The organism is Paenibacillus thalictri, assembly GCF_004307995.1.
Classification (GTDB): domain Bacteria; phylum Bacillota; class Bacilli; order Paenibacillales; family NBRC-103111; genus Paenibacillus_AF; species Paenibacillus_AF thalictri.
Map to the genome: position 1 here is coordinate 304350 of NZ_SIRE01000003.1, position 23488 is coordinate 327837.

Annotated in this window: 23 protein-coding genes; 13 read left to right on the forward strand and 10 right to left on the reverse strand. The window is 49.4% G+C overall.

Going from position 1 to position 23488, the window contains the following annotated elements; genetic code table 11:
- Positions 1-44: 44 nt before the first annotated feature.
- Both EYB31_RS03570 and EYB31_RS03575 read right to left on the reverse strand, forming a co-directional pair.
- Entirely contained in the window at positions 45-722 is a 678-nt protein-coding gene (locus tag EYB31_RS03570; RefSeq protein WP_420819418.1) for an acetylglutamate kinase, read from the reverse strand.
- A 139-nt stretch (positions 723-861) separates the two neighbouring features.
- Positions 862-1494: a bifunctional 4-hydroxy-2-oxoglutarate aldolase/2-dehydro-3-deoxy-phosphogluconate aldolase gene (locus tag EYB31_RS03575; protein WP_131011895.1), complete on the reverse strand. Its 633-nt coding sequence runs from the start codon at positions 1492-1494 to the stop codon at positions 862-864.
- A gap of 158 nt (positions 1495-1652) precedes the next feature.
- On the opposite strand from EYB31_RS03575, the gene selD reads away from it, so the two are divergent.
- The 4 genes from selD to EYB31_RS03595 all read left to right on the forward strand — a co-directional run bounded on the left by selD (position 1653) and on the right by EYB31_RS03595 (position 4795).
- Complete coding sequence (gene selD, locus EYB31_RS03580) at positions 1653-2708, forward strand: selenide, water dikinase SelD (RefSeq protein ID WP_420819419.1); 1056 nt, start codon at positions 1653-1655, stop codon at positions 2706-2708.
- 52 nt (positions 2709-2760) lie between these two features.
- A complete protein-coding gene (gene mnmH, locus EYB31_RS03585) occupies positions 2761-3804 on the forward strand; it encodes a tRNA 2-selenouridine(34) synthase MnmH (RefSeq protein WP_131011896.1) in 1044 nt (347 codons plus the stop codon).
- Between the two features lie 164 nt (positions 3805-3968).
- Entirely contained in the window at positions 3969-4439 is a 471-nt protein-coding gene (locus EYB31_RS03590) for a DUF948 domain-containing protein (protein ID WP_131011897.1), read from the forward strand.
- A gap of 2 nt (positions 4440-4441) precedes the next feature.
- Entirely contained in the window at positions 4442-4795 is a 354-nt protein-coding gene (locus tag EYB31_RS03595) for a YtxH domain-containing protein (protein ID WP_131011898.1), read from the forward strand.
- A gap of 280 nt (positions 4796-5075) precedes the next feature.
- On the opposite strand, the gene EYB31_RS03600 is transcribed toward EYB31_RS03595, so the two are convergent.
- The 7 genes from EYB31_RS03600 to EYB31_RS03630 form a co-directional block, all read right to left on the reverse strand.
- Positions 5076-6236, reverse strand: a complete 1161-nt coding sequence (locus tag EYB31_RS03600) for a phosphodiester glycosidase family protein (RefSeq protein ID WP_131011899.1) — start codon at positions 6234-6236, stop codon at positions 5076-5078.
- 95 nt (positions 6237-6331) lie between these two features.
- A complete protein-coding gene (locus EYB31_RS03605; RefSeq protein WP_131011900.1) occupies positions 6332-8143 on the reverse strand; it encodes an EAL domain-containing protein in 1812 nt (603 codons plus the stop codon).
- Between the two features lie 277 nt (positions 8144-8420).
- Positions 8421-8540, reverse strand: a complete 120-nt coding sequence (locus EYB31_RS03610; RefSeq protein WP_131011901.1) for an AgrD family cyclic lactone autoinducer peptide — start codon at positions 8538-8540, stop codon at positions 8421-8423.
- Positions 8530-9093, reverse strand: coding sequence for an accessory gene regulator B family protein (locus tag EYB31_RS03615; protein WP_131011902.1), 564 nt, complete (start codon positions 9091-9093; stop codon positions 8530-8532). The genes EYB31_RS03610 and EYB31_RS03615 overlap by 11 nt, the downstream gene beginning before the upstream one ends.
- Complete coding sequence (locus tag EYB31_RS03620; RefSeq protein ID WP_131011903.1) at positions 9090-9683, reverse strand: hypothetical protein; 594 nt, start codon at positions 9681-9683, stop codon at positions 9090-9092. Before EYB31_RS03620 ends, EYB31_RS03615 begins: the two co-directional genes overlap by 4 nt.
- 256 nt (positions 9684-9939) lie before the next feature.
- Complete coding sequence (locus tag EYB31_RS03625) at positions 9940-10359, reverse strand: CPBP family intramembrane glutamic endopeptidase (protein ID WP_131011904.1); 420 nt, start codon at positions 10357-10359, stop codon at positions 9940-9942.
- 389 nt (positions 10360-10748) lie between these two features.
- The gene (locus EYB31_RS03630) at positions 10749-10928 is read right to left on the reverse strand and encodes a hypothetical protein (protein ID WP_131011905.1); all 180 of its coding nucleotides are present in this window, start codon (positions 10926-10928) and stop codon (positions 10749-10751) included.
- A 288-nt stretch (positions 10929-11216) separates the two neighbouring features.
- Here EYB31_RS03630 and EYB31_RS03635 point away from each other — a divergent pair, with 288 nt between their 5' ends.
- Complete coding sequence (locus EYB31_RS03635) at positions 11217-11654, forward strand: hypothetical protein (RefSeq protein WP_131011906.1); 438 nt, start codon at positions 11217-11219, stop codon at positions 11652-11654.
- Between the two features lie 9 nt (positions 11655-11663).
- Here EYB31_RS03635 and EYB31_RS03640 read toward each other — a convergent pair whose 3' ends face one another.
- Positions 11664-12524 carry a helix-turn-helix transcriptional regulator gene (locus EYB31_RS03640; RefSeq protein ID WP_131011907.1) on the reverse strand — a complete coding sequence of 287 codons (861 nt, stop codon included), beginning with the start codon at positions 12522-12524 and terminating at the stop codon, positions 11664-11666.
- Between the two features lie 315 nt (positions 12525-12839).
- Here EYB31_RS03640 and melA point away from each other — a divergent pair, with 315 nt between their 5' ends.
- From melA to EYB31_RS03680, 8 genes are all read left to right on the forward strand, one after another.
- A complete protein-coding gene (melA, locus tag EYB31_RS03645; protein WP_131011908.1) occupies positions 12840-14141 on the forward strand; it encodes an alpha-glucosidase/alpha-galactosidase in 1302 nt (433 codons plus the stop codon).
- Positions 14142-14365: 224 nt separating this feature from the next.
- Positions 14366-15397: a polysaccharide deacetylase family protein gene (locus tag EYB31_RS03650; RefSeq protein WP_240762031.1), complete on the forward strand. Its 1032-nt coding sequence runs from the start codon at positions 14366-14368 to the stop codon at positions 15395-15397.
- Between the two features lie 119 nt (positions 15398-15516).
- Positions 15517-16329 (forward strand): glutamate racemase, encoded by an 813-nt coding sequence (gene racE, locus EYB31_RS03655; RefSeq protein ID WP_131011909.1) that lies wholly within the window; start codon positions 15517-15519, stop codon positions 16327-16329.
- Between the two features lie 178 nt (positions 16330-16507).
- Positions 16508-18328, forward strand: coding sequence for a cache domain-containing sensor histidine kinase (locus EYB31_RS03660; RefSeq protein ID WP_131011910.1), 1821 nt, complete (start codon positions 16508-16510; stop codon positions 18326-18328).
- On the forward strand, positions 18325-19965 hold the full coding sequence (locus tag EYB31_RS03665) for a response regulator (protein WP_131011911.1): 1641 nt from the start codon (positions 18325-18327) through the stop codon (positions 19963-19965). The genes EYB31_RS03660 and EYB31_RS03665 overlap by 4 nt, the downstream gene beginning before the upstream one ends.
- A 119-nt stretch (positions 19966-20084) precedes the next feature.
- Positions 20085-21473 carry an ABC transporter substrate-binding protein gene (locus tag EYB31_RS03670; protein ID WP_165452191.1) on the forward strand — a complete coding sequence of 463 codons (1389 nt, stop codon included), beginning with the start codon at positions 20085-20087 and terminating at the stop codon, positions 21471-21473.
- 110 nt (positions 21474-21583) lie between these two features.
- The gene (locus EYB31_RS03675) at positions 21584-22492 is read left to right on the forward strand and encodes a carbohydrate ABC transporter permease (RefSeq protein ID WP_131011913.1); all 909 of its coding nucleotides are present in this window, start codon (positions 21584-21586) and stop codon (positions 22490-22492) included.
- A gap of 21 nt (positions 22493-22513) precedes the next feature.
- Positions 22514-23389 (forward strand): carbohydrate ABC transporter permease, encoded by an 876-nt coding sequence (locus tag EYB31_RS03680; RefSeq protein WP_131011914.1) that lies wholly within the window; start codon positions 22514-22516, stop codon positions 23387-23389.
- Positions 23390-23488: the final 99 nt, after the last annotated feature.

Genomic DNA, 23488 nt, shown 5'->3' on the forward strand with positions numbered 1-23488 from the left:
GGTTACCGCGCTAGGGCTTTGGCTTTCCTTCGGGAGCCGTATGCTTATCTGAACCGCTCCGGGAACTGCTTGACAATCGCTTCCGTCAATGCATCGGCCATTTGCAGAGCTTCCGCTTCAATCTTATCGTACAACTGGATGCTCGTTTTATAGTCTTTATGGATCATCGCTACAGCTTCTTGTTTCGTTAAGGCCAAATGCTCGTAAAGCATGTTTCTGAATTCTTCCTTGGGCAAATAAGGATTAACGCTAGCTAAAAATTCGGCAATTTCATCCGCATTGGCGTACCACTTTTTCTCGTTGGCCGCAACCTGCCTTTTGTTGCCCTCCACCGCTGCTTTGACCAGGTCGGCGGCAATGACAAGATGTTCTTTGATCAGTTCATTGTAGGCCTGTGCGGCATCGGCGCCATAGAAAGGCCGGAGCGAATGGCCCATATCGGGCGCGTTTTGCAGCAGACGGGCGGTCACGGCATCCACATCGGGCAGCTTGAATACCAAGCTGATGATCGTCATTCGGGTCCAAGCGACATGCTGCTCCCAAAGCGAACGCATGAGGTTGTTTAATTCAACCTCCGCTTTGCTGATACAGCGGGGATCTCTGAACTGCGGATAGAGGGGAATCGATACCGGATACCGCCAATACGGCTGAAACGGTTGCCCGATATACGGATAGAAATCTGTCGGATAAGGCGATTCACTCATAGAATAAGAAAACATCATATTCTCTCCTTGACTTAAGGCAAAATCGTATAGAGTATTGTATACGAATGCCTCCGTCTGGGTGAACGTCCCGATATAAAAAAGCTCACGTCCTTCATCTAGAAGGAGCGCGAGCTTTTAACCGCAGCTTTAGCTGAATTTATCCCATTTTTTGAATCAGGCGGCGGGCCTTTTCGGTAACCCAAGCGTAGTTGCCGCTATGAATTTCTTTGACGTTGACAAGCGAGCCGCCGATTCCGAAACCGTAACAGCCGACATCGAGAAACTGGCGGATATTGTCTTCGTTCACGCCGCCGACAGCGACCATCGGGATGTGATTCAGCGGTCCTTGCAGTTCTTTGATGTAATTGATGCCGAGACTTGCGCCGGGGAAAATTTTTACCGCAGTTGCGCCGGCTTTCCAAGCCTTCACGATTTCCGTCGGTGTCATGGCTCCCGGAAAAACCGGTATATTGTGGGATACGCCATAGCGGATCACGTCTTCATCCATATTGGGTGTTACCAAATAAGCGGCTCCGGCTTCTATCGCCTTCTTCGCATCTTCCACATCGATGACGGTGCCTGCGCCGACATACATCCGGTCGCCGATCGTTTCTTGCAGCCGGGATATAGCCGTCAGTGCGCCGGGAGTGTTTAATGTAATTTCCATAGCTCTGATGCCGCCGTCGTACAGCGCACCCGCCAACCCATCCATATGTTGGGCTTCGACGCCTCGAACGATGGCGATAATGCGGGTTTGTTCGATCAAAGCCAGTCCTTGTTCTTTATTCACTTCATCCACCTCGTTCTAGCAAGATAGGTCTATTATGCCATTCTTTTCTCATCTTGCAAACTGTGATATTCTCTTGCATATGGCAACAATGTGACTCTTTTAATGCAAATCCGGCATTAAACAAACACTTTATTCAAATTATCCCAAAGGAGAGCGACATGATGAGTGAAAATGTTGTTGTAAAACTGACTTCTTTATCCAGCAAAGGAGGCTGCGGCTGTAAAATCGGCCCCGCCGATTTATCTCAAGTTTTGCGTGAGCTGCCTGCAGGAGAGCCGAATCCGGATCTGCTCGTCGGACTTGATACAAGCGACGATGCCGGGGTATACCGGCTTAATGACGAGCTTGCGTTAGTGCAAACCGTCGATTTTTTTACGCCGATTGTTGATGATCCGTATTCCTTCGGGCAAATTGCCGCGGCCAACGCGTTAAGCGACGTTTACGCCATGGGGGGACGGCCGCTAACGGTGCTGAACATCGTGGCATTTCCGATCCAGAAGCTGGACAAGAAGGTGCTCGCCGACATTTTGCGCGGCGCCGCCGATAAAGTAAAGGAAGCAGGAGCTACGCTTGCCGGCGGTCATTCGATTGACGACAACGAGCCGAAATTCGGCTTATCGGTCACCGGTTTGGTGCACCCTGCCAAGGTGAAGACCAATGCTGGGGCGCGGCCGGGAGATAAGCTGATTTTGACCAAACCGATCGGCGTTGGCATCATGACGACTTCGATTAAAAAGGACGCGCTCAGCGAAGCGGAAGTCCAGAGGGTGACCGAAGTGATGAGCACGTTGAATAAAAAAGCGGCGGAAATTATGGAACCTTATGATGTCCACGGATGTACGGATGTGACCGGGTTTGGGCTGCTTGGCCATGCGGCCGAAATGGCTAAAGCCAGCGGCGCCGGGATCCGCATTTCGCGCAGCGCGGTGCCCGTGCTGCCGCGTGTCCGCGAATTGGCGGAGGCCGGTTTTGTGCCGGGCGGCACCAAAAACAATTATGCCCATTTGCAAGGAACCGTTACGTTCTCCGATCATATGGATCAGATCGATCAATGGATGCTGTGTGATGCCGTCACCTCGGGTGGACTGCTGATTTCGGTAAGTGATGACAAGGCGGCTGCGCTGCACGCCGAATTGCGCGAAGCCGGAGTCGAAGCCGCGATCATCGGAGAAGTGGTGTCCGAGCATCCCGGGAAAATTACGGTCACTGAATAACGATAAGCGGTATTTTACAGAGGCTTCAAGACGTTCAAAGGAGTGAAACAGGTTGTTTCAAGATATCAGCGTGGAGGACATGCTAGCGCTGCGCAAAAAAGGCGAGCTTGAGCTTATTGACGTGCGATCCTCCGGTGAATATGAAACCTTTACGATACCCGGCAGCATCAACATTCCGTTTTTTACGAATGAGGAACGGGCCGAGATCGGAACTATTTATAAGATGATCAGCAAGCAGGCGGCCATGGAGCGGGGGCTGGAGATCATCTCCGCCAAATTACCGGCATTTATCAAGCAGTTTGCCGCCATTCCCGGACGTAAAGCGGTGTATTGCTGGAGAGGCGGAATGCGCAGCAAAACGACGGCGACACTGCTGTCATTGATGAACATTCACGTGTACCGGCTTCAGGGCGGCATTAGAGCATACCGCAAATGGGTTTCCGATACATTGGATCAGTTCGCGTTAAATCCGATTTGCGTTGTCGTGAGCGGTTATACAGGCAGCGGGAAAACGTCTGTCCTCCAGAAGCTGGCGATGCGCGGGCATCCGGTGCTTGATCTGGAGGCGTATGCCGGACATCGCGGCTCCATTTTCGGGCAAATCGGTCTGCGGCCCCATAATCAGAAGACGTTTGAATCGTTGCTGCTGGGCGCGCTTATTGAGGTTCAACATAAACCGTACGTATTGCTGGAAGCGGAAAGCAAACGGATCGGCAGATGTGTGATGCCGGACTTTTTGGCGGAGGGAAAAGCAAGAGGGCGCCAGATCGTTCTGGAAATGCCGCTAAGTCTGCGGGCCCGGCACATTATCGAGGATTATAAGCCGCATGCGCACAAGCAGGAAGTTATGGACGCCTTTGCTTTCATCAAGCGCCGGCTGCATACTCCCGTTGCCGCGGAGATCGAGCAGCATTTGCTGCTGGGCCGCTATGCGGAAGCTGTGCATTTGCTGCTGGAGCATTATTACGATCCACGGTATGAGCATTCATCACGACAATACGACGAAGCGCCGGAGCCGGTAATATACCACGCGAGCAGCGTCGAGGAAGCGGCGGATCAGATCGAGAGTTACTTGCAACAGCAATTTCCCATTTAAAACATACTGAATGTCCTGAAGGCATAACTTTCAGGGCATTTTCTTTTTTTCGGCATTTTCTTGAAGAAAAGTGTGTCAAAACCGGGCGCTCCTTCTTATACTGTACTATCCAATGGGCATTCGTCTAGGTCACATTGAAAGATCAGCCGACAGGGGTGAAGGTTATGGTGGTGGACATTTGCGCCGCAGCGGCAGCCATTGCTTTTATTGTGCTTGTCGTGTATGCAGTTCGGGCGCTCCATACGGTGCGTTTGACGCTGCAAAACGCGGACCGAACTTTACAGCGGACGGCAGAACGCGCTTGCGAAACCGCCGACCAATCCGTGCAGCTTATGCGCCAAACATCCGAGATTGCCGAGGATATGAAGCGCAAACTGGCAGTGCTGGATCGATTTATGGGCTCGATCGACGAATTGAGTCAAGGGTTTTCACAAGCCGGCATCTCCGTCCAGATGATGTCGCAGGCGGTTTCGCGTTCGGTGCAAGGCGTCGAACAGGCGGTACATAACCACCGGGACGCAATTGCCGAAATCGTGGAGTTGACGGGGGCCGGCTTCCAGCTTTGGCAAAGATGGCAAAGTTACCGAGACTCGAAGCAGAGTGAGGAAAGTGAACATCACAAAGGAGATGAGTGACAATGGCTAATCAAAAAGGAAAAGATCTGCTGGTAGGCGCAATCGTAGGGACGGTGCTTGGCGCAGTTACCGCTTTGCTGTTTGCCCCGAAATCGGGCCGCGAACTGCGCGCCGACATCGCTGAGCAATACAATAACGTAAGCGAAAAAACGCAAGAAATTGCCGGCCAGCTTGCTGAAAAATCAAAAGAAGTGGCCAAATCGGTAAGCGAACATACCGTTGAATGGGCCGGCAAAACAAAGGATGCCGCGCTGGGCATCGCCGATCAAGTAAAAACATGGAAAAACGGCAAACAAGAGAATGCTTCTGCTGAAGCGTCGGTAGCTGCAACAACTCAAGAGCAAGAAGACAAGTAAACACAACGGATCCGCTTATAAAAAAGACCTTCGCGGCACCGTGACATGAAGTGCCCCCCGTGGTTAGACAGAGACTAACCATTGGAGGAGCACTTCAAAAATCGGTATGCGATGGTCTTTTTGCATGTTTTAAAATCACGGGAACGCCGGATCTGCGGCGTAAATGCCGGGCGGCCCCTAAGAGAGGCCACTGAAAAAGCAGCTTAAGTGAGCGAAATCATGCTGGAGAAGCGCCAGCGTTCACTTTTTCAGTGGCCTCCATCTGGGGTCATAGCGCCTTTTACCACTTGGACGGGTCGATTTTCGATTTGTCCAGGCCTTCCCAGATGTTTTTGATTGCCGCATTAGCCGGATCTTCAAATACAAGCCAAGCCGTCGGCAAATAACGTTCCCCGTATTCGCTTGACGGTTTGTTCACAATCTTATTGTTGTGAACAAGTACAGTCGAGGAACCTCCGTCCAGATTTGCGGCAGTGACGGCGCCGTGCTCGAGAAATACGTTTTGGATGTCATATAACGTCGCTCCGATGCTGTAGCCCGGCTGTCTTCCGTCGATGATGGCAAACATAATCGTACCGTCCTGCTTTTGCGCCATCGAGGTGCGCGGCGCGATACCCCAGCCGTCGGCTTGATTTTTGATTAAGCCTTGACCGTTTACGATAAACCGCGGGGCAAAAGTGACCGCTTCCTGAACGCCCATTTTCAGCAGCTCATTGGGCGAGTACTTGCCGGTAATCATCAGGCCGTCCTTATCGATTCCCACAACATGGTTTGCGGTGTTCATCCCGCCGTCGTTATAGAAAATTTTCCCTCCGGACATCACAATTCCCGTCGGTTGAAACCCGTTGCCCATCCATTCCGGATCAACGAAGCCGCCGGCGTTCACTCCTGCAACGGCGCCCAGCCGCTGAACCATGGATGTCACTTTCTCGCCTTTGCCGACTTTCCCGGGGACGGCGATGCGAATTTTTTTCGGGTCGGAGACGGTGAGCAGATAACCTTTGAAATTTTTACCCTCGATGGGCTCGATCTGTACGAGCGGTTTTTCCGGTACATGCGGTTTGGCGGCCGCAGCGGAAGATGAAGGATTCGAGGAGGAAGGGACCTGTACAAGATGGTTGTCCTTCACATCGGAGTAATCGTCAAACCGCTTCCAATATTGCTCGACGCGTTTATCCAGCTCGTTTTGCCCGATCAAATAAGCACCCCAATGACGATGCTGGGTAGAGATCAGCGTATCCGCCATCATATACCGGAAATTAGTGCCGGACTCCGTTAAATAAAACCATACCGTAAAGATCATACCGAATAAAAACGTAACCAACAGCGTATAAAAAAACAGCGTTATCCAGGAGGAGCTTTTTTTACGGGAGGGTTTGCTTTTTTTGGCAGCAACCTTTGCGGACGCATTTGGTCTCGATGTTTGCAATTGTACGGACATTTGCGGCTTCCCTTCGTCAACGGATAGGTACTCTAAGTTTAATAACGTAAAAAAAAGAAAAAAGTTTCAGTATGCACTGAACCTTTTTCTTTTGGTTACTGTGGATATAGCTGTTTGTTCTCCTGCAGCAGCCGCTCGAAGTCTTTGGCCGGCACAGGTTTGCTGAATACGTAGCCTTGTATTTCATCGCAGCCTTGGCCGATCAGAAAGGCAAGCTGCTCTTGCGTTTCCACGCCTTCGGCCAGCGATTTGATTTTAAGCCGGTGAGACATTGCGATCAGTGCGGTCACAATGGCTGCATTATCTTCATCGGAGGTGACATCGCGTATAAAGGACTGGTCGATTTTGAGCGTATGTACTCTGAACCGTTTAAGATAACTTAAGGAAGAGTAGCCGGTGCCGAAATCATCTATCGAAATACGGACTCCCAATTCTCTCAGCTTGTTCATCGAATCGATGATATGGGGGACATTTTGCATGGCGATATTCTCAGTTATTTCCAGACAAAGCAGATTCGGATCGAGGCCGCTTTCATGCAATGCTTCTTCTACCACGTTGATAAAATTCGATTGATGAAACTGGCTCACCGAAATATTCACCGATACGCATAACGGTGGGTAACCTTGCTCCTGCCATTCTTTGTTTTGCTTGCAGGCCATCTTCAGCACCCAGTTGCCGATAGGGATGATAAGTCCCGTTTCTTCGGCCAGCGGAATAAATTCGCCTGGAGACACCAGCCCCCAAATCGGATGGTTCCAGCGCAGCAAACATTCCATTCCGAATACTTGGCCTGTCTTCAAATTGACAAGTGGTTGATAATGAATGCTGAATTCACGCCGTTCCAGCGCTCTGCGCATGTCAACTTCCAGGTTCAGCCGGTGCAAGGAACGTTTGTTCATATCGGGATGATATACTTGGTACGTATTGCCGCCTTTTTCCTTCGACCTGTACATGGCGATGTCGGCGTTCTTCAACAAAGTTTCCGATTCCGTGCCGTCCTGCGGATAAATGCTGATGCCGACGCTTGAAGTTACGAACAACTCGCAATTCTCCACGATAAAAGGTTCCTTCAAAAGCGTCGGAATGCCTCTGGCGAATTGCACAGCCTCATCGACATGCGCCATATCGTTTATGATAAAAATAAATTCGTCGCCGCTGTATCTTGCCACAAAATCTTTGGCTTTCACATAAACTTCCAGTCTTCGCGCCAACTGTTGAAGCAGTTGGTCCCCTACATGATGGCCAAGCGTATCGTTAATTACTTTAAACCGGTCCAAGTCAAAGAAAATAACGGCAAAACTCGTACCGTCTTTTTTCGACTTTTGAAACGACTCGTTTAATCGGTCGTGAAGCAAGGTCCGGTTCGGCAAATTCGTCAGGGAATCGTGATAGGCCATATGCACAAGTTTTTCTTCGGCTTTGCGGCGTTCATTTACAGCGCGGATGGTAGCGTACGATTTTAAAAATTGTTCATCTGCATGTTCGATCAAGTCTTTCAAGCGCTGATTGTAGAGCTTTTCATATTCTCCGTCATCTTGCTTGAGAGAGCTGGCGTCTTTCAGCAATTCCATGACATTCTCAATATGCTCCTTGTGAATGCGGGCGGCGGAAGCCGATTTGGTCCATTTAAGGTTGGGATTGCCCAAATGCACGATGCCTTTTTTGGCGTCGTAATCTTCAACATGGTTCATATTGACAATGTTAGAGCTGTCAAGCAAACGAAAACCGTCTTCGTACAACCATTCTTCCAGGTTGTCGAAAGAAAAGTCGAGGTAATATTGAGATTCCCTTGTATGAATAATGACTTCGCGGTCCTTGATACGATCGATTTTCACAACCTCGTTGGAATCTACAATTATTACGTCGGACCCTCGTTTGCCATCTCGAGTAACGGGAATTTTCTGCATCAGAGTTCAGCTCCAAGAGGGATTCTACAGTCTCGTAATCTTATCATAAAAGAAATGGATACATATGACATGATTAAATAGACTTATTTTAAAAAAGTCTTTAGGTTTAAGGCAATAGAGAGCATATTTGTGACATGTTTATACAAATATAAACTTTAATATACATAAAGACAAGAAACAAGTGGAATTTTGTCGAATTTTATTGTGAGAAATGATAGAACATGAAAAAGACCGATCTTCGTATAAGAAGATCGGTCTTTCAGAGCTTACAAAATAATTACTTCAGCAATTCTTGTGGAGTCTCAGGACGGTGCCCGATCCAGGAGTTTGTCCCTACGAAAAAAGCAGCGACAATAACAAGGACGGCGTTTGCGATGATAGCGGCTTTAGCTTTCATGAAATGACCTCCTTTCCACGAAATCTCTTAAATTGTAAGCTGGTGTAGTTGTTAAAACCGCTTGCATTAAAAATGCCGCGGAAAAAACCGGAGATTGGATGAAGAAGTTGCTCGCAGCCGTCACCATGCAAATCCATTTCAGAAGAGGGTAATATTTCGGCTTAATACGGCTTACGTTTTCGATGCCGTTCGGAGCGGTTTTGAAAAAGATCGCTATGGATGCAGCGTCACAGAAATAACCTGCATAATGATATGGAAAATCGACATGTCCCAAAATAACGAAAATGCCGATAGTGAAAATACAGCAAGATAACGAAGACGACATATGCAGTCCGCCGCTGAAATATCGGATGAATAAAAATGCGACGATGCCGACGGTAACTTGAGCCACATGAGAAGTGAAGAAACAGATGATGTACGTCACGATGAAGGCAACGATCGTATTGATCAACAAGCTCAGCGCGTATTTCAGCGCGGTCTCGGAAGCCGCATTCGGATTGTGCTTGCGGATGGAAACAGCAAAAAAATGAGCGGAACGATCAATAAAGTTCATTTTTTAGCCAACCTTTCTCGCCGTTGCTTCCACAGTCTTTTGTTGCGCCGATAGGATAGGTACAAGGTTACCAGAAATACGAGACAAAGGATAACCGGAATAAAAAAGTGAAGCGACAGCACTTCAAAAGAGATAAGTTCCGCCTGCATGATAGCTACGCTAATAATTAAAAAAGCCGATAACAAAAAATTGTAGCCTTTCAGCGCATCGGATGTCGTGATATGAAATCCGATCTTGGTTCTTTGCAGGAACGCGACGCAACACATCAGCAGAAGGGCGGTAACAAGCTGCAATGATATCACATGAGGCAAGGAGGTTTGAATCAGTTCTTCGGACGTCACTCCCAAACTGGTGCCGATCGATATGTACAAACCTTCAAATATCGAAATCGCTAGATTTCCTACAAAACATACCAGAAAGGAAAATAGAAGCGGCAACCGGAACATCAGCATGATCATAATCACTTCTACGGTCATGGTGGGTAGCACGGCAAAGCTGATCAGCTGCAGGAAATCACGTATGTAAAAGGAGATCGCCGATAAAGATACAGCGAGAGGAATGATTTTATGCCATGAATAACGGATATCCATTCTAAAGGCCGAAAGGGAGATTAATAACATAGCAGTGTATTCTATCGAGCTAAATAAGACCTTAATCAGGTAGGCGAACATATTGATCCCCTTTGAATAGATTGTAAAATAGGTAGGATGAGAAGAATATAGTAGAAAAGTCCTCTTTTTGAAAGAAGAAATTATATAATTATTTACTATATTACATTTTATTACACTTGTTGATACGAAACAAGCGGAAAAATGTCGAAAACTGTGACTTAGGTTCCTTTACAGATTACGATTTGACGGTCAGCATCACCAAGGAGATAAAGTTAAGCGCGGAATGCGCAAATATTGTAGTTCCAATAGAGCCGGACTTTTTGTAATAATGACAAAATAGCATACCCACCAGAAAATAGGTAACTAAACGGTCAGGGCTGAAATGACCTAAGGAAAATAAAGCGGAAGAGACCGACGCCCCCACCCAAAAGTTGTATTTTTCGCTTAAGAAGCCAAAAATAATTTTCCGGTATGCCACCTCTTCGACAATTGGTGCTACGACGATCGTATAAAACGGCATAATAACATAACTTTGAATCAGCGTGTCGGGCAAATTGGGCAGAGGTTTGAATATGACCGCGCAAACCAAGTGAACAATCAGTCCAGCCCTTAACGCCCTAAAAGTCCAAACGTAAAATCCCTTGTTTTTTAACACGGCGTCAAAGCTTGCGGACCTGATTTCATTGCGAAGCAAGTATATGTACAAAGCCAGGCTAATGCCGGGTAAAAGCGCAACTGTGTACTTATTTAAAATAAAAACGATGGGACCCGGTCCGACAATGAGAAAAAATACTAGAAGAACCCATTTATATTCGCGTGGCAATCGATGACGTCCTTTCCGTTATGTACTCATTTCGCCGGCAATCGGCTGAACTATTCCCGTTAAGTAAAGCTTATTATAATAGTGAATGCAAAAAGAAACCACCGTTAAAATAGTGGTACTGAGCATAATTTTGTATTTAAAAGGCTTGAGCTAAGGCCGTCATCACATACATATGTTCTCTCATATCGCGGCTCCTTCGCCCAATAACGCATGTTTTGTTTTCAACGGTTTCCTTGCCCGGTGGCGTTGGTTGCAGAATCCGACGTTTTCATAGCGAAGCGGAACTCCAGACTCGTGTTGGTATTGCTCGCAACCGATCTGAGAATGAGCCCGTGCAGCTTTTTTTGGCGAAGCAGGGGCATCGTGTCCGGTTCGATCATTCGCCAAGCGGCTTCTGCCAAGCTCCAAATCTCTAATATAGGTGCGGGGCAGCCCGCTTTTTTTGGCAGCTTCTCGAAGGGACATGTCACCGCGCAAGCTTTTTAAAATCATACCTAGATCGTGCGATATATTCATCTGTTTCAAGCCCCCCTCTGTTGTTATTGTACAACGCTCCCCTATGTAAAATAAATAATAACTTTTGGACATAGATGGCAATTACAGAAAAGAATGGAGGGAAATATTGACGCCTGCTGTGAATAAATTTAAACTAATAAGGAAATAAAAGGAATTTCTAGCGGAGGTGCGTCTTGAGATATAAAATGATGAACCGGTGGAATGTGTACGAGCCCTTCTATATCCATTTTAACGGCATGAGCATTGCCGACATCGTCATTACGGACCACGCTAAGCTGCGCTGGACGGAGCGGATTGACCGCAAACAAGACGGCATCGAGCATATATGCTCGTATTTATGGCATCATCTGAGGAACAGCACCATAGAGGCGTATCATGAGAAGGAAAAAGATGTTTATTTAATAGAAGGCGATATGGTGATGGTTGCGGAGTTTTTTGAAATGAACGATGAATTCGATCTTTCCGGAAATCCGCTGTATAAGATGGTAGTCATCACGTTCCTCGGAAAATTGTCTACCGATATCGGCCTGCGCGACTTGAAGACGTATTACTCATGGCTTCGGCACTCCCGCCGTATGACCTTAATGAAGCATGGACGCAAGCGGAGATAAACTACCTTTTTAAGTGGCGCAATCGTAAGGTTTAAAGTTTTGGTCGCAGCGGTAGTCGGAAGGCGAGCTGCCGTACCATTTTTTGAATTGTTTGGAGAAATACAGCGCGTCGGTAAAACCGACCGACGATGCAACCTGCTCAACGGTCAGCGGCTCAAGCAGCAGCAGCTTGGCGCGTTCCATCCGGATTTTAAGCAGAAACTGCGAGGGCGACATCCCGGTATATTGCTTGAACATTTTGGACAGATGGGTTCGATGGTAACCAAGCGTTTGCGCCATCTGCTCGATCGAAACAGGCTGATAATACTGCAAGGTCAGCCAGCGAATGGCTTGATCGACCTGCTGGCGGATGGCGGAAATCTCCTCTTTCAGAGGTTCAGTGGACGTCCGGTGACGGGCCAGTTCCGCAAAGATAAGCCGCAAATAAGCTCCGGCTTCCATATCGCAGCCTGCCGGGCCTTCCAGCAGCGTTTGCTCTACGTGCCGGTACAGCGAAGATACCTTTCTGCTGAACGGAGACTGAACGACGGGTTTATTTATGGAAATTCCGAGCGTGCTAAGAAATTCGTCGGCTCTTGTTCCTTTAAATCCGATCCAGCGGTAGCTCCAAGGGTCAGTTTCATCCGATACATAAGCTGTCAGTTCGCCCGGGAATATATAAAAGCTGGCACCCTTCTCCAGCGTATATTCATGGCCTGCGCAGCTAAACCGGCCCTTGCCGGACAATACGTAATGAACGAGATGGTAGTCGACCACTTTGGGGCCGACGTCATGAAGCGGAGGGGTTTGGGCATGGCCGCCGAACAATACGGTAAGCTCGCCTTTGCCGGAATGCGGATTGATGGTGACGGAGTGCGTCGGAGTGATCATGGCGTGTCATCGACCTTTCGCTGGATGGTGGCATGCAATTGCAACGGACTACATTTGTACTGAAAACTTTGGCGATTCCAGGCATTTCCTTCATTCGCCGGGAATCAGAAAACAGGCGATTTATCGGCATCTTACGTACACTACTTAACATTCACTCGTGATTATACCGGGGCCGCTGAAAATGCGCAATTATAAATTACTGCAAACAGACTACATTTCTCCATACGAAAATGGTATGTATCCATATGCTTGGGCGCAAGTTGGGAGTATAGTAAGTCGTAGATCGATTAATCCCTTATAGGAGGCTCTACACTTATGCCGAAGGTTACTTTCTTGGGTGCGGGAAGCACCGTATTTGCCAAAAATGTACTTGGAGATGTGATGCTGACTCCGGCATTGCAAGATTTCGAGATTGCTTTGTTCGACATTAGCCAAGAGCGGTTGAAAGATTCGGAGAACATGCTCAACAATATTAAGATGTCGTCAGGCAGCACCTGTACCGTGAAAGCGTATACGGACCGCAAGGAAGCGCTGCGCGGCGCCAAATATGTAGTAAACGCGATTCAGGTCGGCGGGTATGACCCTTGCACGATCACCGACTTTGAGATTCCCAAAAAATACGGCCTGCGTCAAACGATTGCCGATACGGTTGGCATCGGCGGTTTGTTCCGCAATTTGCGGACGATTCCGGTTATGCTTGATTTTGCCCGCGATATGCAAGAGGTTTGCCCGGATGCGCTGTTCTTGAATTATACGAATCCGATGGCTGTGCTGACTAATGTGATGAATACGCACGGAGGCATTAATACGATCGGTTTGTGCCACAGCGTGCAGACATGCGTATCGCATCTGTTCCGCGACCTCGGGATCGAAACCGAAGGCGTTAAATCCAAAATTGCCGGCATTAACCATATGGCTTGGCTGCTTGAGGTTTCCAAGGACGGCGTCGACCTGTATCCGGAAATCAAACGCCGCGCTGCCGAACGGCAGAAGGAAAAGCACAACGACATGGTGCGTTACGAATTGATGTTTAAGTTCGGCTATTACGTCACCGAATCTTCCGAGCATAACGCCGAATACCACCCGTATTTCATCAAGCACAATTATCCGGAGCTGATCGACGCGTTAAACATTCCGCTGGACGAATACCCGCGCCGCTGCATCCGCCAAATCGAAAGATGGAAAACGATGCGCGAAGAGCTGGTGAACGACCGTAATCTGGAGCACAAGCGTTCGCACGAATACGCTTCGTTTATTTTCGAGGCGATGGAAACGAACAATCCATATAAGCTGGGCGGCAATGTGATGAATACAGGCGGGCTGATTCCTAACCTGCCGAAGGAAGCTTGCGTTGAGGTGCCTTGTCTGATCGACCGCAGCGGCGTCAGCCCGACCTATGTCGGCAATTTGCCACCGCAGCTTGCCGCGCTGAACAGAACCAACATCAATACGCAGCTGCTCACAGTCGAAGCCGCTATCACCGGCAAAAAAGAGCATATCTACCATGCCGCGCTGCTAGATCCGCATACCAGCTCCGAGCTGTCGATGGACGATATTGTTTCGCTTTGCGACGACTTGATTGAGGCGCATGGCAGTTGGCTTCCGAAGTTTGTGTAACAAGCAAATCACAATAAACATAAGAACAGACTGTTTTGGCAGGCTCACAGGCTTGCTGAAACAGTCTGTTTCTTTTTCTGCATCCATGTATTTCCCCTCGCAATTAGACAGAGTCTCCTGTTATTCGGCCGCTGCTCTCCGGCATAAATGCTATACGACAATCTATCATTCCGATATAATAGAGTTGGCAGCACCTGCCTAGCATGGGAAATGAGGGAACAAATATGACCTTAAAAAGTGTAACCGTCTGTTTGTCATTGATCGCCATCAGCATGGCGTTGATTGCGTGCACGGAGACAACGCCATCGGCTCCGCCGCAGGCTTCGGCGCCTCCGCCGCAATCCGCACCGCCGGCGCCGGTGGCATCCGCTCCTGCCATACAGCCGTCTCCCTCTATTGCGCCGGCGCCGGCGCCAGCGGAGAAGCCGCCTGCGACCGCCGAGGCGAACCCGCCAGCGGAGTCTGCGGCAGCCGTAACTACACCAGCGCCTGCATCCGCCGTTTCTGCGGTTTATGGCGAGAAGAAGCCGGCTGCCGCGGATAAGCCGGCCAAACAAGCCGCTTCCGTGCAAGGGGACCGAACCGCGTTATCCTGGTATTACATGAAGAAGAAAAAAGGCGAGGTGCCGAATTTTCCTCCGGAAACGAAAAAATATACGGAGGATCAAAAAGCGCTGTGGGTCGGCAAAGGCAAAAAGGTGTACATCACCTTCGATACGGGCGGGCCGATGGGGGATACCGATCTTCTGCTGAAGACGCTCAAGGATAACGACGCTAAAGTGAATTTTTTCATCGCCGGCTATAATATGAAGAAATATCCGGACTTTATTCGCCAACTGGTTGACGACGGCCATTTGGTAGCCAACCATACGATGACGCATACGGATATGAATCTACAAACCGACGATCAGGTAAAGCAGGAAATCAACGATTTCGCTAAACTGTTCAAAGAGACGACGGGCAAAGACGTGCCGCCGTATTTCCGGTTCCCTTACGGCCGCTACAACATGCACCTGCTCAGTCTTGTATCGGATATGGGTTACACATCCGTATTCTGGTCTACGGCGATGGTGGACTGGCTGCCGCGCAAGAACGGACCGGAAGATCCGCTGAACGATATTTTAAACAATTTGCATGACGGGAATATCATATTAATGCATCAGGGTTCACCGGAAAATATTGAAGCGCTGGACCGCATCATTAAAGAGGTGCGCAAAGCCGGTTATGAGTTCGGATTGCTCGACGACATTTCCTAATGCCCGATTTGCTCCGTATCCCTTGGCCACGTGGTGGTTGTCCGGTACCTTTTACCGGCGGCATACATAGCTTAATATGTACGCTTCAACCATCCTTCAGACAAAGGAAGCGAGAGCTCGTGCAGCAAGCAGTTGCCATATTGGATTCCGGGGTAGGCGGTCTGACCGTGGTCAAGGAAGTATTGTGCCAGCTTCCGCAAGAAAAAATTATCTACTTTGGCGATACGGCCCGCGCTCCATACGGCCCAAGACCAGCCCGCGAGGTCTTGCTGTTTACACAACAAATCGTGGATTATTTAACTCAGTTCCAGCCTAAAATGCTTGTTATTGCTTGCAATACCGCTACGGCTATCGCACTGGAACATATTCGCTCGCGAGTATCCATACCGGTTGCCGGTGTGATTCATCCGGGAGCCAGAGCTGCGATTAAATCGACACGCGCCCGAAAAGTGGGGGTAATCGGTACGAAAGGCACGATTCAAACCGGAGCCTATGAGCAGGTGCTGAAACAAATAAGTCCCGGGATACAGGTGGTTGGGTTGGCATGCCCTGATTTGGTACCGCTTGTGGAGAGCGGCCGCTTTGACGGCTTGGAAGCAATTGAAACCGTCGAACGCTCGTTAGCCCCGATTCGTGAGCTGCCCATGGATTGTCTCATCCTTGGCTGCACCCATTATCCGTATTTATCCAAGCTGATTGGCCAGGTGATGGGTCCGGAAGTTGAGCTCATTAGCTCAGCCGACGAAACGGCGCGTGAAATCAGCACCATATTAGGACATAGAGGCATGTTGGCCGGTGCTGATGAAACTCCGCAGCATCAATTCTTTTGCAGCGGGCAACCCCAGCTGTTCAAACAAATCGCCGAGATGTGGCTGGAGCAGCCAATTGAAGTGACTCCCTTCGATTGGCAGATTACGAATTTGATTGTGTAAGCGTCATAACCTAATTTCATCCCCGTGTCTGCGGTCCATGCTTTGTGATGAAGCATGGATACGCAGACATTTTTCTTATCAAGGAGAAATATTTACGGCTATTTCTGGCAACGATAAATTTTTAACCCTTTCCCCTTGGAACCGGTTGTGATAAAAAAAGGGATGAGGTGAATGGAACATGCTGCGGTGGTTTTCACGCAAGCTGGCCGGCTTGCGTAATTTCAGTCTGGAATGGAAAGTGTTTCTCATGACGTCGATTGTCATTTTGCTGGCTGTGCCTTTAACCGGGATGATTTCCTTCTACCAGGCGGCCGGCAAACTGCAGAATTATGCTTATACGTCAGCGGAATCTACGGCATACCAGCTCAGCGTTTATATGAACAACGAGCTGAAAAACGTATCGGACAAGCTGTATTTGATTAATACAAGCAAGGACCTGCAGCAAACGATCGATTGGAGCCAAAATAAATACGACGCTTCGTATTCCGTCGTTTTTAATAAAGTGTTTTCGTTGTTTTCCAATATAAGGTTAACCTCAGGCACGATTCGCTCGATCTATTTGTACACGCCCAAAGGGGAATTTTATGCCGGACTCCCAATGGAAAGACTGGCTGCTCCGTTTAAACAGTCGGTTTATTACGAAGCGATCAGCGATTCGCCGACAAACCGGTGGATCTATTTGCAGCAGGATCCGCTGTTTGCCAGGGAGGGGGAGATCATCAGTCTGGTTACCCGGCCGGCGGTGGATACCGGTGCGTTGGACCTGGACAGCTATATCGTCATTACGCTGGCTGCCGAGCCGTTCATCAAAAATTTAAACAACATTCAGCTTGTGGACGGCGGCTTCTCGGCTATATTGGACGAGCAGGGGAACCCGATCATCAGCTCGTATGCCGGGCCGGTGCTGAAAGGGCTCCATTGGCGGGAAATCAGCCCGAATGCGGCGGCCAGCCCCGGATTTTTTGACATGGATTTGGACGGCCGCACGTATCTGGTGAACCATCAGCCGATTTCCTTTGCCGGTTGGCAGGCGGTTATTTTTCAGCCGAAGGACAAGCTGATGGAGCCGGTTTCTTATTTTCAATATGTTACGTTGGCGATGACGGCGATCCTGCTGGTCTGTTCGTTTCTGCTCAATAAATATATCGCCCGGCTGGTCACCAACCCGGTGCGCCGGCTGCAGCGGCTGATGAGCCAAGCGGGGCAAGGGAATTTGCAGGTGCGTTTCGCTTCGAGCAGCACGGATGAAATCGGGGAGCTCGGCAGCCGCTTCGACGAGCTGCTGGGGCAGATCCAGAAGCTGCTGCGTCAGGTGGTGGAGGAAAGCCAAGGCAAACGCCGGGCGGAGATGAGGGCGCTGCAGGCTCAGATCAATCCGCATTTTCTGTACAATACGCTGGACGAGATTTATTGGAAGGCGCTGGAGTTTCAGGATCCCGCGGCGGCCGATATTATTTTGTCGTTGTCGCGTTTTTTTCGCTTAAGCTTGAACCGCGGCGAAGAAGCGACAACGGTTGCCAAAGAAATGGAGCATGTGGAGCAATATTTGAAGCTGGTCAACTATCAGTACAAAAGGCAGTTTTCCTTCGACATCGCTGTCGGCGAACGAACGGGTCAGCTGGTTGTGCCCAAAATCATTTTGCAGCCGCTGGCCGAAAACAGCGTGCTTCATGCTTTTAAAGCGAATGAATATAAAAATTTCTTTATTAAGGTAAGCAGCCGGTTCGAGGAACCACATGTCATCGTGCTGCAGGTGGAGGACAACGGCAGCGGCATCGAACCGGCGCTGGTGCGGAAATTTAACGAACCTCATCATGCGGAAGCAATGGAAAGGCAAGCGGAAACTAACGGGGAAGGATATGCCGTCGCCAATATTAAGGAGCGGCTGGCTTATTTTTACGGAGAAAAAGCGTCGCTGCACGTCGAAAGCCGTCTGGGAGAAGGCACACGGATCGTAATTCGGATTGCTGCGGAAGCAGGAGAGGAGCGGCTCAGATGAAGGTGCTGCTGGTTGACGATAAGGAAAGCGTGGTGCAGGGCATCCGCAAGCATATCGATTGGGAAGCGCTGGGCGTCAGCGAAGTGGAGATCGCTTTGGACGGCAAGGAAGCGCTGGAGAAATTCGCGCATTTCCCCGCGGACCTGCTGGTGACGGATATAAAGATGCCCAACATGAACGGAATTGAGCTGATGGGCAAACTGCGGGCCACCGGACATGCGATGCGTTTTGTCGTGTTAAGCGGTTATGAGGAGTTTGAGTATGCCAAGCAGGCGCTCGCTTTAGGGGCTTCGGATTATGTGTTGAAGCCGGTCGATATTAACGAGCTTACGGAAATCGTGAGCAAGCAGCTGCAGGAACTTGTCAAAATGAAAGAGCAAGGCGAGCAGCGCCAGCGGTTTATGCAAACGATCCGCCGCAGTCTGCCGGCGCTCAGGCAGCAGTATTTAAACGAAATGATTCATTTTCCCGACCCGCGCCGGCTGCTCTCCAAAGATAAATGGGAGTTTGCGGAAATTCCGCTGCATCCGCAGTCGTTTGCGCTTCTGGCCATAGCGATCGATCATTTTCAACATATCGTCCACCAGAAGGTGGAAGAGATTGAGTTGTCCCGTTTTATTGTCGAGAACATCATCGGCGATTGCTTGCCATCATGGGGAATCGGCATTCCTTTTTTCTCTGAATGGGGCGTATTGACGCTGCTGCTGAATTATGACTTGGCCGAGCCGGAAAAGCAGGTGAAAGAGAAGCTGCTGGCGTTCGCTGAAGTCTGCCGCCAGTCAATCGAAACACACTCCAGCCTGACGGTGACGATCGGAATCAGCTCGTTGTGCCCTGAGCTCGGCGGTTTGCCCGGTGCTTATAAGGAAGCACGCGAGGCGATCGAACATGTGTACTTCTTCGGCGGCAACCAGGTGGCGCATTTTGAGGATTTGCTGCCTTACCGGTTAAAACGGACCGTATACCCCGTGCTCCAGGAGCACGAACTGATGACGATGCTGCGCCGCGGGCAGACGGATATGGTAGAAGAGGGGGTACGCTCTTTTTTCGAGGCGTTAAAAGATGAGGAGGCGTCGGCGCAGGATTTCAGATTAACCTGCATTCAACTGGCCGCGGCGCTGCACCGGGTGCTGCTTGACTCGGGATTGGATGAAAGCCGCCCCAGTCTGCTGTCGAAATCGTGGTATGAAACATGTGACACGGCCAGTTTGTCCGAGCTGCAGGATCACATCGCCCGCTGGTTCGCCGAAGCGGCTGCGCAAATCAAGATCACAATCCAGGCGGGATCGAAAAATATTGTAGGCGAAGCCAAGCTGTTTATCGAACAGTACCTGCTGCAAAACGTCAGCCTTGCCGCCGTAGCCGATCATGTCGGAGTCAGTCCGAACTATTTCAGCAGCTTGTTCAAACGCGAGACCGGGAGCACGTTTGTTGAATACGTCACCGACTGCAAGCTGAAGCAAGCCAAGGAATGGCTGGATGACGTTGGGCTGCCGATATACGAAATCGCCGAGCGGCTCGGTTATCACGACCGCAAATATTTTCGGGAAATTTTCAAGCGGAGGGTGGGCGTAACTCCTTCGGAGTACCGGGAACAGAGGTTGGGCACCGCGGGCGGAGAAGATCATCAGGAGTAATTCCCCCCCCTCCCTCATGAAAAATGCCTCCCTATTCATCATGGCGAATTCAGCTATACTTTTGTATATGGGAACGACATGAAACAACTTGATTCGACAAAATGGGAGGAAAGCTTTTTATGAAAAAGAATATGCGTTATGCCAGTATGGCCCTTTCTCTGGTGCTTGCATCTTCCGCTTTGGCAGCTTGCGGCCAAAACGACAAGACCCCGGCCGCTTCCGGCGACAGTGCGGCATCCGGGTCCGGACAGGCCGTTAAACTTAAATTTTGGACAAACGCCCGTCACGACGCCGACTTGATGAAAGAGAAAATCGATAAATTCAACGAAACCCATAAGGGTAAAATTGAAGTGGAAACACAGATCATGACCGATAACTACGAGCAGGCGCTGCAAACCGCGATTCAAGCCGACGAAGCCCCGGACGTATTTAACGCGAAGATGAAGCTGAAATTCGAGGATCTCGTGAAAATGAAAGCGATTGAACCTCTCGATTCTTATATGAACGACGATGTGACCAAACGTTTCGGCGAAAACCTGCTGAAGCTGGACCGCCAAAATGCGCTTGACGGCAAAACGTACAGCTTGCCCAACTACGGTACAACTTGGCGTTTGATCTATAATAAAGATTTGTTCGCCAAAGCGGGCATTGCCGAACCTCCGAAATCGCTCAGCGAGCTTGTCGAAGATGCGAAGAAAATTACGGAAGCGGGCAAAGCCGACAATGTGTACGGTTTTGCTTTGAACATGAAGACGCCGGCTGCGGCATTTGAACGCGGATTGCTGCCGATGGTTCGCCTGGACGGCAAAGACTACTACGATTGGAAAACGGGACAATACACGTTTGACGTGCTGAAGCCTTACGTCCAAACGCTGAAGCAAATCGTTGACAACAAGAGCATGCTGCCGGGTTACGAATCGCTTGATATCGACCCGCTGCGCAATCAATTCGCCGCCGGTAAAATCGGGATGTACTTCTCTCTTTCCGCTGAGCCTGGCGTATACGATTCCCAGTTCCCTACGAAAATCAACTGGGGCGTAGCGCAAGTTCCAACAGTCGACGGACAAGCTCCGAAGGGCGCTAACTATATTAACGGCGGCGCTTCCTGGCTGTATATGTCCGGCAAGTCGAAGAACAAACAAGCCGCTTGGGAATTCATGAACTACTTGTACAGCGACGAAGTGCTTGTACCTTATTATGAGCAAGGTAAAGGCGTAAGCGTAGTGCCTAGCGTTGTGGAAAAAGCGAAAGAGCCGACGCTCAAAAACTTCAAAGATTTTGCGCCGAAAGATGACGCCATGTGGCCGGCATACCCGGTTCATAAAGTCGAAGGCAAGCCATGGCAAAACGTCATCTCTGAAGTGATTCTTGGCTTAACTCCGTTGGACAATGCGATCCAGGATTTGAACAAGCGCTACAACGACGGCTTGAACACTGAGGAAAAAGCAGGCAACGTCAAACGTGTCGTTATTCCTGATTTTGACGCTCATGCCTTGATTAAAAAATAAAGCGGCACGCATTAAATATCCGGGCAGGCCGCTCTCACGGAAAGCATCTTACGGAGAGCGCCTGCTTTTGTTTTGCCAAAAACCCGAATATGAAAGGAGCGGAATAATCCATGGGCTTGAAAAAAAAGCTGAAAGCGTACGGCGGTCCGTACATGATGATTTTGCCTACTGTCATCATGCTCGCTTTGTTTGCTATTTATCCGTTGGCTTGGGCTTTTAAATATATGTTTTACGATTACGACGGATTTACCCAAGCCAAATACATTGGCTGGGACAATTTTGTCCGGTTGTTTACCCGCGATACGCAGTATTGGCAATCCGTCTGGAATACGCTTGTGTTCACCGCCGGTAAGCTGGTGATCACTTTGCCGTTGTCGCTGATTTTGGCGTTTATCCTCAATAACAAATTGTTCGGCAAAAATGCGCTCCGGGCGATCATCTTTATGCCGACCATCATCAGTACGGCGGTCATTTCGCTCGTATTTTACCTGATGTTCAACTCTTATAACGGGATCATTAACAATATGCTGAAATCGGCCGGGTTAATCGATCAGCCGATCGAATGGCTTGGTATCAAATATTCGATGCTGACGGCGATTCTCGTAGCGATCTGGGGTGCTGTCGGCAACTACATGGTGCTTTTTTTGGCAGGTCTGCAAGGCATTCCGAACGATTTGTATGAAAGTGCGTCGATCGACGGCGCAAACAAAATCCAGCAATTCTGGCACATTACGATTCCGCTGCTTGGTCCGGTACTGCAAATGATCGTTATGCTGGCGATCGTCAATACGCTGAAAAGCTATGAGAGCATCATGGTTCTAACGGCGGGCGGACCGGGGGGAAAGACGGAAGTCATGTACTTGTACATTTACAAGCTGTTTTTCCCTGTATCCGAAGGGGACGCGGTCGTGCAGCAGTATGGTTACGGCGCGGCGGTAGGATTCGTATCCGCACTGATCGTTGGTGTGCTGACCAGTCTCTATTTATATATTTCCAGAAAATCAAGCGAAGTTCATTAATGAGGAAAGGAGGCGCGGCTTATGAATGCCAGCACTAGCAAAATAAACTCCTCCGCGCGGATCGGGTCGGCTCTAGGCTGGACAGTGATTTGGGTCTTTCTGCTGGTCATCGTGGTGTTGATTGTTTATCCGGTTATATTTACTTTATTCGGCTCATTTAAGACGAATTTCGAGCTGCTGAACAGCACAAACCTGCTGCCGTCCAAATGGCAGTGGAAAAACTATTTCGATGCCTGGAAAATGGCCAACTTCGCTCAATACACGTGGAACAGCTTATTTATATCGGTTGCTTCCACCGTCATGAATATTGTTATTTGTTCGATGGGCGCTTATGCGCTGGCCAGACGAGCGTTCCCGGGACGCAAGCTCATTATGTTTATTCTTGCGGCTACGATGTTTGTGACGATTGGCGCGATTACGTTCCGTCCGCTGTACGATATGATGCGTGCGGTGCATATGCACACTACGTTATGGAGTGTCGTGCTTATATTTGTCGGCACTCACTTGTCTTTTGATATTTTCTTGCTGGAACGGTTCGTCCGGGCGATTCCGAAAGACCTTGACGAAGCGGCGACCATCGACGGGAGCGGATTTTTCGGGATTTACTGGCGTATTATTTTACCGCTGCTGGCTCCCGGCCTTGGCGTTGTCGGTTTGTTTACGTTCCGTGAAGCGTGGAACCAATACGTGCTTCCGCTCATCTTTACGATGACCCATCCGGAGATGCGGCCGCTTACGGTCGGCGTTATCTCCTTGAAATATTCGGCCAACGCGGCTGCGGAATGGCCGCTGATGATGGCCGGTTCGATGCTGTCGATCCTGCCGATTCTGATTGTCTATTTCTTAACGAACAAATCGTTTATTTCCGGAATGACAAGCGGTTCGGTCAAAGGCTAGGGAGCGGGTACGATGGGGATGCTTGAAAAAATACGGTGTATTAAAGGAAGTCTGCTGCGTATGCGGCAGGCTTTTTTGGCTGTAATTAGATGCGGCAGA

Coding starts and splice junctions, on each gene's coding strand:
- EYB31_RS03570 (WP_420819418.1), bottom strand. CDS start 722: ATGATGTTTTCTTATTCTATGAGTGAATCGCCTTATCCGACAGATTTC.
- selD (WP_420819419.1), top strand. CDS start 1,653: ATGATGAGTGAAAATGTTGTTGTAAAACTGACTTCTTTATCCAGCAAA.
- EYB31_RS03590 (WP_131011897.1), top strand. CDS start 3,969: ATGGTGGTGGACATTTGCGCCGCAGCGGCAGCCATTGCTTTTATTGTG.
- EYB31_RS03595 (WP_131011898.1), top strand. CDS start 4,442: ATGGCTAATCAAAAAGGAAAAGATCTGCTGGTAGGCGCAATCGTAGGG.
- EYB31_RS03600 (WP_131011899.1), bottom strand. CDS start 6,236: ATGTCCGTACAATTGCAAACATCGAGACCAAATGCGTCCGCAAAGGTT.
- EYB31_RS03605 (WP_131011900.1), bottom strand. CDS start 8,143: ATGCAGAAAATTCCCGTTACTCGAGATGGCAAACGAGGGTCCGACGTA.
- EYB31_RS03610 (WP_131011901.1), bottom strand. CDS start 8,540: ATGAAAGCTAAAGCCGCTATCATCGCAAACGCCGTCCTTGTTATTGTC.
- EYB31_RS03615 (WP_131011902.1), bottom strand. CDS start 9,093: ATGAACTTTATTGATCGTTCCGCTCATTTTTTTGCTGTTTCCATCCGC.
- EYB31_RS03620 (WP_131011903.1), bottom strand. CDS start 9,683: ATGGATATCCGTTATTCATGGCATAAAATCATTCCTCTCGCTGTATCT.
- EYB31_RS03640 (WP_131011907.1), bottom strand. CDS start 12,524: ATGATCACTCCGACGCACTCCGTCACCATCAATCCGCATTCCGGCAAA.
- melA (WP_131011908.1), top strand. CDS start 12,840: ATGCCGAAGGTTACTTTCTTGGGTGCGGGAAGCACCGTATTTGCCAAA.
- EYB31_RS03650 (WP_240762031.1), top strand. CDS start 14,366: ATGACCTTAAAAAGTGTAACCGTCTGTTTGTCATTGATCGCCATCAGC.
- EYB31_RS03660 (WP_131011910.1), top strand. CDS start 16,508: ATGCTGCGGTGGTTTTCACGCAAGCTGGCCGGCTTGCGTAATTTCAGT.
- EYB31_RS03665 (WP_131011911.1), top strand. CDS start 18,325: ATGAAGGTGCTGCTGGTTGACGATAAGGAAAGCGTGGTGCAGGGCATC.
- EYB31_RS03670 (WP_165452191.1), top strand. CDS start 20,085: ATGAAAAAGAATATGCGTTATGCCAGTATGGCCCTTTCTCTGGTGCTT.
- EYB31_RS03675 (WP_131011913.1), top strand. CDS start 21,584: ATGGGCTTGAAAAAAAAGCTGAAAGCGTACGGCGGTCCGTACATGATG.
- EYB31_RS03680 (WP_131011914.1), top strand. CDS start 22,514: ATGAATGCCAGCACTAGCAAAATAAACTCCTCCGCGCGGATCGGGTCG.